This window comes from Actinosynnema sp. CA-299493 (assembly GCF_050946825.1).
In the GTDB taxonomy this organism is placed as follows: Bacteria; Actinomycetota; Actinomycetes; order Mycobacteriales; family Pseudonocardiaceae; genus Actinosynnema.
On the sequence record NZ_CP191993.1, the window covers coordinates 2,317,481 to 2,330,118 of the forward strand.

The following is a 12,638-nucleotide window of genomic DNA, read 5'->3' on the forward strand; positions in this document are numbered from 1 at the left end:
CCGGCCCGGCGCGCTCGGCGAGATCTACGCCTACGGCTGGAGCAGGCGCGAGGGCGCGTTCACCTACCGCCGTGACGACGAGTGCCACCTCTACCCGCTCCCGGCCGACGACGACCGCCACGGCTACACCTACCCGGTGGCCGCCTACGACCACGACCCGCCGGCCGGGTGGTCGTGCACCGCCGACAGCGGCCACGCCCTCTCCGGCGGCCAGGTCTACCGGGGCCGCGCCGTGCCTGCCCTGCACGGCAAGTACGTCTTCGGCGACCTGGTCGACGGCCGCGTCTTCGCCACCGACGTGGCGGCGATGACCATGCGGTGTCAGAACGCCGGGCGGTGCCGCCGGACCGGGCGGTGTCAGAACGCGGGCAGTGCTGCCGGGCCAGGCGGCGTCAGAAGGTCGGGCGTTCGGCGGACTCCGGTTGTCGGTGCCAGGACAGCAGCCTCGCCCGGTCGGTCCTGGCGCGGGCGGCGCGCTCCGCCTGGTCCGGCCGGCCGGACAGGACGAGTTCGGCGGTGTCGAACTCGCGCAACGCCTCGGTGTCCGCCTCGTCGGACCCGAGCGAGGCCAGGCCGATGCCGCGCCACAGCCGCAGCACGCCGACCACCGGCGCGCCGGGCGCCCGTGGCTCGATCACGGCGAGGTGCCGGTCGATGCCGGGCAGGGCGTCGTGCGGCCCCTCCCGCGCGAGCACCACCTCGCACCACCGGTCGACGGCGTCGGCGGTCACGGACGCGTCCGGCGCGTGCCGCAGCAGGAGGTCGATGCCGCGCACGAGGTGCGCCTCGGCCTCGTCCGCCCGCCCGAGGTCGTCCAACGCCTGCCGCAGGGAGTGGTGGCTGACCGCCGCCGCGAGGCCGCCGGGCGCGATCCGCTCGGCCAGCTCGACGGCCTCCCGGGCGGCGTGCTCGGCGGCCCGTCCCTCGCCCCGCGACCGGAACGCGTGGGACAGGTCGTTGAGCGTGCGGATCACCGTCTCGCCGGTCCGGTCCACCGCCCGCTGGATGGCCAACGCGCCGCTGAACGCCGCGACCGCGTCGTCCAACGCCCCCGTGTCCCGCAGCGCGTGCGCACGGCAGGCGAGCGTGTTCGCGTGCAGCACCCCGTTCGGCTCGGCCCCCTCGACCAGGTCGAGGGCGTTCGCCAACGTCTCCAGCGCGCGGTGCGGGTTGCCGAGCTCCACGTCCACCCGCCCGTGCCCGGCCAGGGCCTGGGCGAGCAGCACGGCGACCTCGCGGTTGCCGCGGTCCAGGCCGTCCAGCTCGAAGATGGCGACGGCGTACAGGTCGGCGGCCTCCGGGAACCGCCCCGCGAGCACCGCCGAGTCGGCCTCCCGCAGCCGCCAGCGCGCCGACCCGACCCGCCCGTTCCGCTCGTCCCGCCGCTTGCCGCCCACCGCACCTCCCCATCGCGGCGGTGCGGACCGCCCACGCGAGAGAACGCCTTCCTTTCCTTGATCGCCTCGACTTGATAGCCCGTTAGACGGACTTCGCGTGATTCACTCGAACGGTCCTCACAGCTGGCCGGTGCGGAACTTGTCCAGGACTCGGCGTTCCCGCTTGGTCGGCCGACCCGCGCCACGCTCACGGCGGGCGACCTGGGCGGGAGTTTCCGTCGGCGGTGGTGGCGGCGGGGTCCGGTCGATGAAGCAGCCGACCGCGTCGGCCGCGCCGACCCGTTTCTGGATCACCCGGACGACCTCCACGATCCGGGTCGTGTCACCCACTCGTGCACGCACCTCGTCACCGGGTGACACCGCCGTGGCGGGCTTGGCGGGGCGGTCGTTGACGCGCACGTGCCCGCCCTTGCACGCCGCCGCGGCGTCGGATCGGGTCTTGGTCAGCCGGACCGCCCACAACCAGCGGTCCACACGGGTGGACTCCACGCCCTACATCATGACCTGTCCGCGACCCGGGTGGTGGTCCGGTCAGGGACAGGTGGCGCCGGCGGGCGGCAGGCGTCGGTCGGTGACGTAGGCGCTCACGTGCTCGATGACGCACGGGTTCGCCATGCCCGCGAACAGGTTGTGGCCCGGACCGTCGTGGCGGATCGTGCGGCTGCCCCGGACCTGGTCGGTGACCCGCTTCGTGAGCCCGTGGTCCTGCCAGGTGCCCGCGCCCAGGAACGGCGGCAGCGTCGACGGCAGCGGCGCGGGCGGGTTGGTGGTCGGTGTCGGCCAGCCCGAGCACGTCAGCGGCAGGTGCCAGGCCATGGGGAACGCCGCGCCGGTGTTCGGCGCGATCCGCCGCAGCCGTTCGACGGTGCGCGTGACCTGCCGGAAGTCCGAGTGGGGGAAGTCGAGGCACTCCTTCACGCCGCCGCCGGGCAGGCCCGGGTTCGGGTCACGGCCGGCCGGCGCGAACCCGGACGCGTCGTCCGCCTCGGCCGCCGTGACGGCCCGCAGGACGTCGTCCCACTGGTCGGGGCCCCGCCTGATCTTGTTGAAAGCGAGCGCCTGCAACTGGGTGCCGTCGTACGTGGCGCCCACCGAGGGCGCGGGCACCGGTTCGGCGTCGGCCTTGGCGACCAGCGCCTGCCAGCGCTCCTCGACGCCCGGCCCGGCCCAGTCCAGGAACCGCCGCGCGACCGCTTCGTAGTCGCGGGCCATGGCGTCGAGCTCGCGGTCCCAGTCACGCGTGCTGTGGTTGCCCGTGCCGTCGAGGTAGACCGTGCGCACCCGGTGCGGGAACCGCCGGGCGTAGGCCTGCGCGATCACGCCGCCGTAGGACGTGCCGATGAAGTTCACCCGCCGCTCGCCGAGCGCGACCCGGATCGCCTCGACGTCACGGGCGTCGCTGCCGGAGTCCATGTGGTCGAACAGCTCGGGGTCGGTGTCGCGGCACCGGTCGCCCCGCGCGCGGTTGTCGGCGACGAGCCGGTCGAACGCGGCCTGGTCGGTGGGGAAGCGGGGCGTGCGCAGCACGCCCCAGTCGCAGTCCAGCCCCGGACCGCTCAGGCCGGGGTAGCCGCGCGGGTCCCACGTGACGACGTCCATGGACTCGCGGATCCGGTCGAAGATCCGGGGCCGGGACCGCATGATCGCGATCTGGTCGCCCTGGGGACCACCGAAGTTGACCATGACCGTGCCCTTGCGGACCCCGGTGGCGGGCAGGCGGCCCAGCTTCAGCGTGATGGCGCGGGTCGTGGTGACGGGCACGGTCAGGTCGGCGCACTCGGCGATGACCGCGCTGTCGCCGGGACAGGGCAGCCAGTCGAGCGCGGGTGGCCGGTCGACGTGCGCCGGCACGACGAGCAGCAGCGGTAGCAGGAGTTTGATCACGCCGCCCACGCTAGGAAGCCCCGGCCACCGGTGGCTGTTCGCGATCGTCGTCGGCGGTGTCGACGAAAGTGGACGGCTCCGCCACGGCACTAGGGTGGCGGCCATGGCGAGGACTGCGCTGCTGCTCGCGGTGGTGGTGGCCGACACGGGGTTCGGCTGGCTGGTGGGCACGTCGGCCGCGGGACTGGCCGGGTGGGCCGCGCTGACCGCCGCGGTGATGCTCCTGGCCACCCGCCGTCCGCTGGTGGCGTTCCCGATCGCGGTGGCGTCGGCGCTGCTCACCGGTGGCGCGCTGGCCCTGCTGGCGTGCACGGGCTACCAGGCCGGACGGCGCGTGACGTCCCGCCGGCAGCTGGCCCTGACCGCCGCCGCCGCGATCGGCTGCCCGATCGTGCTGCTGGCGCCGACGCCGCTGCCCGCGACCGAGCCGTACCCCGCGCTGGCCCGCATCGCGCTGCTGGTGGCGTTGCCGCTGGTCGCGGGCGTGCACTTCACCAGGCAGGCCGAGCGGCTGGACCGGGAACGGCGGCTGCACGCGGAGCGGGAGCGGTCGCGGGAACGGCGGCGCATCGCGGTGGACATGCACGACTCGCTCGGCCGGTGGCTCAGCCTCGTCTCGGTGCAGGCGGCGGCGCTGGAGGTGGCCCCGCTCCCGGCCGACCAGCGCCCGGTGGCGCGCAACCTCGCGCACGCCGCCCGCACCGCCGTGGACGAGCTGCACGCCGTCGTGGCCACGCTCCGCGAATCGCCGGGTCTGGAGGGCGTCGACGACGTGGTGGCGCAGTTCCGCCGCGCGGGCGTCGAGGTGACCGTCGAACGCTCGGGTCCCGCCCGACCGCTCGCGACCGGCGACGCGGGTCACGCCGCCTACCGGGTCGTGCAGGAGGGGCTGACCAACGCGGCCCGGCACGCGCCCGGCGAGCCGGTGGTGGTGTCGCTGGCCTGGCAGCCCGACGCGCTGCTGCTCGGCGTGGCCAACCCGACGCGCGGTCGGGTCCGCGCCACCGGGGGGACGGGGTTGGCGGGGTTGTCCGAACGGGTGCGATCGGCCGGTGGCCTGCTGCGCGTGCACGCGGAGCCGGGCGGGTTCCGGCTGGTCGCGATGCTGCCCGTGGCGCCGGACCGGGTCGGGGCCGTCCCGTGATCAAGGTGCTGGTCGCCGACGACGAGCCGCTGATCACGGCGGGCATCCGGGCGGTGCTGGAGTCGGCGGGCGACCTCGACGTGGTCGCGGTGGCCGGCGACGGCCGGGAAGCCGTGGACGCCGCCCGCCGGCACCGCGTGGACGTGGCGCTCCTCGACCTCGCCATGCCGGTCATGGGCGGCCTGGCCGCCGCCGCCGCGCTGAACGGGCCGCGGGTGGTGGTGCTGACCGCGTTCGGCGACGAGGCCACCGTGCGGTTGGCGCTGCGGCAGGGGGTCGACGGGTTCGTGCTGAAGAACTGCGCGCCGGACGAGCTGATCCGCGCCGTGCGGGCCGTGCACGCCGGCGAGGCGTACCTGTCGCCCGCCGTGACGCGCCACGTGCTCGGGATGGTCGCGGTGGACGGGCGCGACGAGGACGCGGCACGCAGGCTGGCCGTGCTCACGCCGCGCGAGTCGGACATCGTCGCGCTGGTGGCGGAAGGGCTGTCGAACGCCGAGGTGGGCCGCCGCGTGCACATGAGCGAGGCCACGATCAAGACCTACGTCAGCCGCATCCTGGCCAAGCTGGGCTGCCGGAACCGGGTGCAGGCGGCCCTGCTGGTCCGGGACGCCACGCGGGCGTGACCCGGCGGTGGGGACGCCCGTGAGGCCGTCCCCACCGCCGGCCTGGGTCTACTCCAGACCGCAGAGCGCGTGGTCGATCAAGTCCACGGTGGTGTCCTTCGCCAGGTCGGGCGCGCCGGGCTCGGCCACCATCGAGTCGGTGTTGACCGACACCACCACGCTGCGCTCGCCGTCCGCCGTCACGCCGTTGCGGGTCATGAAGCCGGGGATGTCGCCGCCGTGCGCCCAGTGGCCGCCGCACGAGTTCGGGATCCACATGAGACCGAGCCCGTACTCGGCGCCCGCCCACGCCGGGTCCAGGCTCGGCGCGCGCACCGTCTTCGTCATCTCGGCGAGCTGCGCGGGCCGCAGCACCTTGCCGCCGATCAGCGCCTTGAGGAACTTGTTGCCGTCCTCGGTGGTGCTGATCATGTCACCGGCCGCGCCGCCCCAGGACGGGTTGTAGTGGGTCACGTCGAGCGCCCGGCCGTACCGCGGGTCGTCCGGGTCGGCGTCCAAGCCCTTCTCCGGGAACCGCTCGTACGCCGTGGCGTGCGGCCGGGGCAGGAACGCCGAGGTGCCCGGCAGGGAGGTGTCGCGCAGGCCGAGGGGCTCGATGACACGGGTGCGCACCTCGTGCTGCCAGGTGTCGCCGGTGACGCGTTCGATGATCATCCCGGCCAGGACGTAGCCGGTGTTGGAGTAGTTCCACCGCTCGCCGGGCTGGAAGTCCGGCTGCACCCGCACGGCGAGCGCGACGAGCTCCTCCGGTCGGTAGGTCCGGAACCGGACGTCGTCGAACTCGTCCTCCAAGAACAGCTCCGGCAGCCGGCTCACGTAGTTGTTCAGGCCGCTGGTGTGCTGCAACAGGTGCCGCACGGTGATCTTCGTGCCGTCGTTGCCGTTGCCGGCGACGACACCGGGCAGCCACCGCTCGACGGTGTCGTCCAGCGACATGCGGCCCTCGCCCACCAGGTGCAGCACGGTCGCCGCCACGAACGTCTTGGTGTAGCTGCCGATGCGGAACTTCGCCTGCCACGGCACGGGCGTGCGCCGGTCCACGTTGCCGTAACCGCTGCGCACCCGCACGTCACCGCGTGGAGTGTCCACTTCGACCAGCACGCCGGGCGCGCCTTGCGCCAACAACGCGTCGGCGTGCCGTTGGAGGGTCCTGGTGTCCGGTCGGCGCTCGGCGTTGGCCGTGCCCGCCGCGGTCAGGGTCAGCGCCGCGATCACCGCTGTCGCGAGAAGTCGTTTCATGTCACCGAACGTTAGGCACGCCGCGTGCTCGTGTCGTCGCCCTACGACGGCATGTCCGCCTACCCTTCTGGGGGTAGCGGGTGATCCACCCACAGGGTGGCGACGGGGGACGCGGCCCGGCACTACGTTGGGCGGGTGCTGGCGAAAATCACGCCGATCCGGCTGGACCTGCTGCTCGCGGTGGTGCTGACCACGTTGACCGTGGTGACCACGGCGAACCAGACCGGCGCGGTCGACTGGGTGGCGTACGTGCTCGCCGCGCTCACCGTCGCGCCCATCGCGCTGCGCCAGCTCGCGCCGCTGGCCACGGTGGCGGTCATGCTCGGCGCGGTGGCGGCCTACAGCCTGTTCGCGTTCGGCGGCCTGCCCAGCGCCGGGGTCGGTGTGCTGGTCGGCATGTTCACCGTGGCCACGCTGCGGTCCCGGGCGACCGCCGCGGTCGTGTTCTCGGTGACGACGGTGGTGGTGGCCGTGGCGGTCCTCGGGGTCGCCGTGGTCTCGTGGTCCGAGGTGGCGCAGTCGGTGCTGGTGGTGATGGGCGCGTGGATGCTCGGCGAGGGCACGCGGCGCTGGGCGCACCGGGCCGAGCGGCTGGCGGAGGAGGCGGCGCGGGCGGTGGCGGACGAACGGGTGCGCATCGCGCGTGAGCTGCACGACATCGTCGCGCACCACATGTCGGTGATCTCGTTGCAGGCCGGGGTGGCGCAGTACGTGCTGGACACCGACCTGGCGACGGCGCGCAAGGCGATCACCACGGTCGGCGACACGAGCCGTGAGGCGTTGACCGAGATGCGCCGCCTGCTCGACGTGCTGCGCGTGGACCACGACGACGACTACCGGCCGCAGCCCGGGTTGGCGGCCTTGGACGAGCTGGTGGAACGCGCGCGCGGCGCGGGGCTGCCGGTGGACGTGACCGTCACCGGTGAGGCCCGCGAGCTCCAGCCGGGGCCGGACCTGTGCGCCTACCGGGTGGTGCAGGAGTCGTTGACCAACGTGCTGAAGCACGCCGGGCGGGCCGAGGCGCGGATCGACGTCGACTACGGCGAGCAGACGTTGGTGCTGAAGGTGACCGACAACGGCCGGGCGGCTCGACCGGCCGCTCCCGGCCACCAGGCGCACGGCATCCGGGGGATGCGGGAACGCGCCGAGCTGTACGGTGGCGTGCTCACCGCCGGCCCGACGGCCGACGGCGGGTTCGGCGTGGTCCTGCGGCTGCCGATGGGCGAGGTGGCGGCGAGGTGACCATCCGCGTGCTCGTCGTCGACGACCAGGCGCTCATCCGCGCGGGCCTGGTCGCGCTGTTCACCGCCGCGCCGGGCTTCGAGGTCGTCGGCGAGGCCGCCGACGGCGAGCAGGCCGTGGCCGCGGCGGCGCGGACCTCGCCCGACGTGATCCTGATGGACATCCGGATGCCCGTGCTGGACGGCATCGCCGCCACCCGCGCGATCCTCGCCGCGCACCGGGACCGGAACCGGGAGCAGGACCAGAACCGGGAGCAGGACCAGGACCGGGCCGACGACGACCCGCCGCGCATCGTCGTGCTGACCACGTTCGACCTGCCCGAGTACGTCTACACCGCGTTGGGCGAGGGCGCGTCCGGCTTCCTGGTCAAGGACACCCCGCCCGAGCGGATCATCTCCGCCGTCCGCACCATCGCCGCCGGCGACATCCTGGTCGCGCCGCACATCACCCACCGGCTGATCGAGACCTACGCCCAGCACCACCGCGCCACCGCCGTCGGCGCGCCGCGGCTGGCCGCCCTGACCGCGCGGGAGACCGAGGTGCTCCGGCTGGTCGGCAACGGGCTGACCAACGGCGAGATCGCCCAGCGCCTCGTGCTCAGCGAGGCGACGGTGAAGACGCACGTCAAGCGGATGATGGGCAAGCTGGCCCTGTCCAGCCGCGCGCAGGCCGTCGTGGTCGCCTACGAGAGCGGCCTCATCGTGCCGACGGGCACCCGCGACCGGCCCACGTAGTCAGCCGGCCGGCCGCTCCAACGCCGGCACCGCCCGTGCGGGCTCGGGCAGGTCGAGCTTCTCGGCCGCGAGCACGCTGCCGAAGTCCACTTCCTCGCACACGACCACATCCGGCCGCCCCCTCACCCACCGGGATCGCGGTGAACCCGGCGGCCTCGACCACCCGGCGCCGATCCGGCCCCGCCGCGACCGCGACGGTGTGCCCGGCGGCGGCCACGGCGGCGGCGAACGGCACCAAGGGCTGGAAGTGCCCCACCCCGCCGATGAAGGTGAACAACACGCGCATCGAGCCGGCCTACGGCTCAACCGCCGAACCGCCGTGCCCTCCCGCGTCCGGCGGCTCGGCTCAGGGCCGGCCCCGGGAAGGCGTCTGCCCGGCCTGACCGTGCCGCAACGGAGTGTTGTCGTCGGGGGAGTGGGCGGGCGACACGGGCGAGGTGTGCGACGTCGACGTGGCACCCGGCGCGTTGCGCTGATCACCGCCGGACGGCTCGGCACCTTCCTCCAGCTCGGCCAGTCGTGCGGTCAGCGCCTGCACGACCGGGACGCGGTCACCGTGTTGTCGTTCGTGGTCCAAGACCTGGTCCAGCTGGTCCTTCGTGAGCGAGCGGATGCGGTGCCGCAGGTCACCGAGGGCGAGCTGGTCGTAGTCCGGGATGGGCAGGTCGTTGCTCATGTTCGGCGGCTACCCGGCCGATCGGCGGGCAAACGCGGCCCTCGACCCACCGGCGTCCTCGTTGACCTAGCATCCGCGCCGTGGACAAAATTCGGGTCGGCTGCTGGTCGATGATCGCGCTCGTCGTCGCGCAAACGCTTTCCACGCTGCTGTCCGGCGACCTGGCCGAACTGGTGGTCGTCGGCGTGGTCCTCAACGCCGCCGCCGCGTTCTCGACCTACCTGGTGCTGCGCCGCCCCGACCGCAACCGCTGGCCGCTGGTCGCCTGGGCGGCGGGCTTCTTCGGCTGGCACGTGACCGGCCTGCTCACCCTGGCCGGTGTCGCGACGACCGGGCTGGACGCGGTGTTCACGGTCGGCAGCGACCCGCGTCCGTCCATCCTCTACCAAGTGGTCCTGACGACCGTGGCGGCCTTCGCCGTGCACCTGCTGCTGCCCCGGCCGGCCAAGTCCTAGGCCGACCAAAGTCCTAGGCGTCGCGCAGCCGCAGCGCCACACCGCCGACCAGCAGCGCGCCGCCCGCCCACAGCCCGAGCACACCCAGGCCGGCCCACGGGCTGATCGGCAGGCTCTCGACGTTCGTGGTGGCCTGCACCGCCAGTCCCGCCGTCATCGGGCTGATCCGCTGCAACCGCCTGACCCAGTCCGGGTCGGACACCACCGCGGCGACGATCGGGAACAGGTACAGCAGCCCGAGCACCACCCCGATGGCCGCTGCCGCGTCACGCACCGCGGTGGCCACGCCCAGACTCAGCAGACCCACCAGCACCAGGTAGAGCACCGAGCCGACGGCCGCGCGCACGTCCGCCGACGACAGCGCGGAGGCACCCGACAGGACGCGTCCCGACACCACCGACACGAGCACCGCCGCCGAGCCCGCCACCAGCACGAGCGCGCCGACCACGGCCCCCTTCGCGGCCAGCACGGTGGCCCGGCGCGGCAGCGCGGCGAACGTCACCCGGATCATCCCCGTGCCGTACTCGCCGCTCATCGCCAGCACCGCCAGCACCGCGACCACGGCCTGCCCGAACGCGATCCCGGTCAGGCTGGTCTTCGTCGGGTCGCCGCACCCCGCGTCGCCGCACGCCGCCGACGCCGTCACACCCAGCGCCGCGGTCAGCAGCACCACGGCCGCCAGCAGCCACGCGGTGCCCGCCACCGTGCGCAGCTTCGTCCACTCCACGTGCAGCGCGGCCTTCACGCGTCCCTCCGCCGCAGCACGTGGAACGCCACCCCGAGCGCGACCGCCGTGTACCCGCACAGCACCGCGAAACCACCCAGCGGGCTCAACGGGAAGTAGCCGTCCGCCGGCGCGTAGTCGGCCGTGACCTGCTGGTACTCCGGCAGGCTCTGCTGCACGGCGAACGCGGCGGCCGGCGTGACCCGCAGCAGCCAGTCCGACGGCCCGGTCGGCAGCACGGACGCGATGGCCAGGATGTACGGCAGCACGATCGCCACGACCACCACCGCCACCGCGCCCGCGCTGCGCCGCGTCACGGCGCCGACGGCCAGGCTGAGCACCGCCGCCGCCGCGAGCAGCGCCGCCGTGCCGACGACCACCCGCAGCTCGGTCGCGGTCGGCACGGGGAACAGGAAGAACCCCTTGTCCACCTCCACCGCCCGGACCAGCGGCACCGTGACCAGGGCCGCGGCCAGCGCGGTGACGAACGTGGCCGCCGCGATCACCACCGACTTCGCCGCCAGCACCCGGCCACGCCGGGAGTCGGCGCTGAGGGTGGTGCGGATCAGGCCGCGCCGGTACTCCGACGTCATGAACGTGGCCGCCACCACGATGATCGCGATCAGCCCGGCGAACGCGCCCACCAGCCGACCCTCGACCGTCTTGCCCAAACCGCCCCGCCCGGCCACGATCGGCGCGATGTCGCCCGACCCGCTGACCGTGACGCCGTCGGCGGTCTCCTCGACGTCCGCGCGCTCACCCCGGCCACCCACGACCTCGCCGACCCACTGCCGGTCGGGCCACGAGCCCTGGAGGTCGATCCGGTCGAACTCGGCGGTCGCCAGCGTGGGGTGGCTGTCACCGCTGGCACTGGCGAACGACTCGGTGATCACCTCGTGGTTGGGCGAGGCCGCGAACAGCCCGGCCCGCACGGTCGACGGCAACCCGGGCAGGGTGACCGCGCCGACGAGGTGCCAGGTCGTGCCGTCGGGCGACTCGTGGCCGGTGATCGTGTCGCCCGACCGGGTGAGGCGCAGCCAGCTCGGCGTCGCGTGCAGCGTGCCCGCGACGTCGCCGGTGAAGTCGTGCTGCAACCGCACCCCGTGCCCGCCGGTCAGCGTCAGCGCCGCGTACGGCGATCCCGGCGCGAGGTCCCGCTTGACGATGATCCCGCCCTTGGTCCACGGTCGTGTGTCCGGCTGACCGTCCGAAGCGGACACCGCGGTCAGCGACGTCACGCGCGCGGTGATGCTGCCGTCACCGGTGAACGCCCGGTGCGCGAACGAGAAGGCGTCGACCACCGGCTCGCCGCCCGGCCCCGGCACGGGCGTGGCGCCGGCGCACGGCCGGCCGTCCGGGCCGCTGCACGAGAAGGTGCTCGCCGCCGCCGCGAACAACCCCATCAGCACGATCACCAGCGCCGCCGCGACCAGACCGGACACCCAGCCGCGCACGGTGCGCAACTTCGTCCACTCGGCCCGCAGCGCGTGCCCGAACCCGGTCATCGGGACGCCTCCCCGGACGCGTGGAACTCGACCGCTTCCCTGGTCAGCTCCATGTACGCCTCTTCGAGGGACGCGCGGTGCGCCGACACCTCGGAGAACGGGACCGCGCCCTCGCCGAGCAGCTCCACCACCCGCTCACCGGACAGCCCGGCGACGGTGAGCGTGTCCGCCCCGGTCAGGGCGACCGTCGCGCCCGCCCCGGCCAGCACCGTCATCGCCTGCGTGCGCGCGCTGGTGCGCACCGTGACCCGGTCACCGGACGCGGTCTCGATCAGCTCGGCCACGCCGACGTCCGCGATGACCTTGCCGCGACCCACGACGACCACGTGGTCGGCGGTGTCCTGCAACTCGCTCATCAGGTGGCTGGACACCAGCACCGCCCGGCCCTCGGCCGCCAGCGACCGCAGGAAACCGCGCATCCACCGGATGCCCTCGGGGTCCATGCCGTTGACCGGCTCGTCCAGCACGAGCACCGGAGGGTCGCCGAGCAGCGCCGCCGCGATGCCCAGCCGCTGCCGCATGCCCAACGAGTAGCCGCCGGCCTTGCGCCGGATCGCCGAGGTCAGGCCGACCCGCTCCGCGACCTCGTCCACCCGCCGCGCGCCGAGGCCCTGCGAGTGGGCCAGCCACAGCAGGTGGTTGCGGCCGGTGCGGCTCGGTTGGAGCGCCGACGCGTCCAGCAGCGACCCGACCTGCCGCAACGGGTGCCGCAGGGTCCGGTACGGCCGGCCGCCGACCAGCGCGTGGCCCTCGTCGACCGAGTCGAGCCCCAGGATCACCCGCATCGTGGTGGACTTGCCCGCGCCGTTGGGCCCGACGAAGCCGGTGACCTTGCCCGGTGCGACGGTGAACGTCATCCCGTCCAGTGCCGCGGTCGTCCCGTACCGCTTGCGCAGCCCGGAGACTTCGATGGTTGCTTCCATGCCGCGAAGGCTAGGAGCGCGGCCCGGGTCCGGTCGTCACGCGGGAGAGCCGTCCCCGCCTCGCTGACGTGGGGGAGGGCCATCCCTCC

13 protein-coding genes are annotated in these 12,638 nt (G+C 74.1%); 5 read left to right on the forward strand and 8 right to left on the reverse strand.

Annotated features, from left to right (window positions below):
* Nucleotides 1-392: 392 nt before the first annotated feature.
* From ACQPYE_RS11140 to ACQPYE_RS11150, 3 genes are all read right to left on the reverse strand, one after another.
* Nucleotides 393-1,397 carry a hypothetical protein gene (locus ACQPYE_RS11140; protein WP_498721020.1) on the reverse strand — a complete coding sequence of 335 codons (1,005 nt, stop codon included), beginning with the start codon at nt 1,395-1,397 and terminating at the stop codon, nt 393-395.
* 117 nt (nt 1,398-1,514) lie between these two features.
* Nucleotides 1,515-1,886, reverse strand: coding sequence for an RNA-binding S4 domain-containing protein (locus ACQPYE_RS11145; RefSeq protein ID WP_498721021.1), 372 nt, complete (start codon nt 1,884-1,886; stop codon nt 1,515-1,517).
* 42 nt (nt 1,887-1,928) lie between these two features.
* Entirely contained in the window at nt 1,929-3,281 is a 1,353-nt protein-coding gene (locus ACQPYE_RS11150) for an alpha/beta fold hydrolase (protein WP_498721022.1), read from the reverse strand.
* A 103-nt stretch (nt 3,282-3,384) separates the two neighbouring features.
* Between ACQPYE_RS11150 and ACQPYE_RS11155 the strand changes: the two genes are divergently transcribed.
* The gene (locus ACQPYE_RS11155; protein WP_498721023.1) at nt 3,385-4,425 is read left to right on the forward strand and encodes a sensor histidine kinase; all 1,041 of its coding nucleotides are present in this window, start codon (nt 3,385-3,387) and stop codon (nt 4,423-4,425) included.
* On the forward strand, nt 4,422-5,051 hold the full coding sequence (locus ACQPYE_RS11160; RefSeq protein WP_498721024.1) for a response regulator: 630 nt from the start codon (nt 4,422-4,424) through the stop codon (nt 5,049-5,051). Before ACQPYE_RS11155 ends, ACQPYE_RS11160 begins: the two co-directional genes overlap by 4 nt.
* A 48-nt stretch (nt 5,052-5,099) precedes the next feature.
* Here ACQPYE_RS11160 and ACQPYE_RS11165 read toward each other — a convergent pair whose 3' ends face one another.
* Nucleotides 5,100-6,290 (reverse strand): serine hydrolase domain-containing protein, encoded by a 1,191-nt coding sequence (locus ACQPYE_RS11165; protein WP_498721025.1) that lies wholly within the window; start codon nt 6,288-6,290, stop codon nt 5,100-5,102.
* A 135-nt stretch (nt 6,291-6,425) separates the two neighbouring features.
* On the opposite strand from ACQPYE_RS11165, the gene ACQPYE_RS11170 reads away from it, so the two are divergent.
* Both ACQPYE_RS11170 and ACQPYE_RS11175 read left to right on the forward strand, forming a co-directional pair.
* The gene (locus tag ACQPYE_RS11170; protein ID WP_498721026.1) at nt 6,426-7,532 is read left to right on the forward strand and encodes a sensor histidine kinase; all 1,107 of its coding nucleotides are present in this window, start codon (nt 6,426-6,428) and stop codon (nt 7,530-7,532) included.
* Nucleotides 7,529-8,266 (forward strand): response regulator, encoded by a 738-nt coding sequence (locus ACQPYE_RS11175; RefSeq protein ID WP_498721027.1) that lies wholly within the window; start codon nt 7,529-7,531, stop codon nt 8,264-8,266. Before ACQPYE_RS11170 ends, ACQPYE_RS11175 begins: the two co-directional genes overlap by 4 nt.
* 346 nt (nt 8,267-8,612) lie before the next feature.
* Here the strand turns inward: ACQPYE_RS11175 and ACQPYE_RS11180 are convergent, their stop codons facing one another.
* Entirely contained in the window at nt 8,613-8,942 is a 330-nt protein-coding gene (locus tag ACQPYE_RS11180) for a DUF8129 domain-containing protein (RefSeq protein WP_498721028.1), read from the reverse strand.
* A gap of 80 nt (nt 8,943-9,022) precedes the next feature.
* Between ACQPYE_RS11180 and ACQPYE_RS11185 the strand changes: the two genes are divergently transcribed.
* Nucleotides 9,023-9,397: a hypothetical protein gene (locus tag ACQPYE_RS11185; RefSeq protein ID WP_498721029.1), complete on the forward strand. Its 375-nt coding sequence runs from the start codon at nt 9,023-9,025 to the stop codon at nt 9,395-9,397.
* Between the two features lie 13 nt (nt 9,398-9,410).
* On the opposite strand, the gene ACQPYE_RS11190 is transcribed toward ACQPYE_RS11185, so the two are convergent.
* From ACQPYE_RS11190 to ACQPYE_RS11200, 3 genes are read right to left on the reverse strand one after another with little or no spacing between them, the layout of a single operon-like run.
* A complete protein-coding gene (locus ACQPYE_RS11190) occupies nt 9,411-10,142 on the reverse strand; it encodes an ABC transporter permease (protein ID WP_498721030.1) in 732 nt (243 codons plus the stop codon).
* A complete protein-coding gene (locus tag ACQPYE_RS11195; protein WP_498721031.1) occupies nt 10,139-11,626 on the reverse strand; it encodes an ABC transporter permease subunit in 1,488 nt (495 codons plus the stop codon). The genes ACQPYE_RS11190 and ACQPYE_RS11195 overlap by 4 nt, the downstream gene beginning before the upstream one ends.
* Nucleotides 11,623-12,549 carry an ABC transporter ATP-binding protein gene (locus tag ACQPYE_RS11200; RefSeq protein ID WP_498721032.1) on the reverse strand — a complete coding sequence of 309 codons (927 nt, stop codon included), beginning with the start codon at nt 12,547-12,549 and terminating at the stop codon, nt 11,623-11,625. The genes ACQPYE_RS11195 and ACQPYE_RS11200 overlap by 4 nt, the downstream gene beginning before the upstream one ends.
* Nucleotides 12,550-12,638: the final 89 nt, after the last annotated feature.

Coding starts and splice junctions, on each gene's coding strand:
- ACQPYE_RS11180 (WP_498721028.1), bottom strand. CDS start 8,942: ATGAGCAACGACCTGCCCATCCCGGACTACGACCAGCTCGCCCTCGGT.
- ACQPYE_RS11200 (WP_498721032.1), bottom strand. CDS start 12,549: ATGGAAGCAACCATCGAAGTCTCCGGGCTGCGCAAGCGGTACGGGACG.
- ACQPYE_RS11195 (WP_498721031.1), bottom strand. CDS start 11,626: ATGACCGGGTTCGGGCACGCGCTGCGGGCCGAGTGGACGAAGTTGCGC.
- ACQPYE_RS11165 (WP_498721025.1), bottom strand. CDS start 6,290: ATGAAACGACTTCTCGCGACAGCGGTGATCGCGGCGCTGACCCTGACC.
- ACQPYE_RS11155 (WP_498721023.1), top strand. CDS start 3,385: ATGGCGAGGACTGCGCTGCTGCTCGCGGTGGTGGTGGCCGACACGGGG.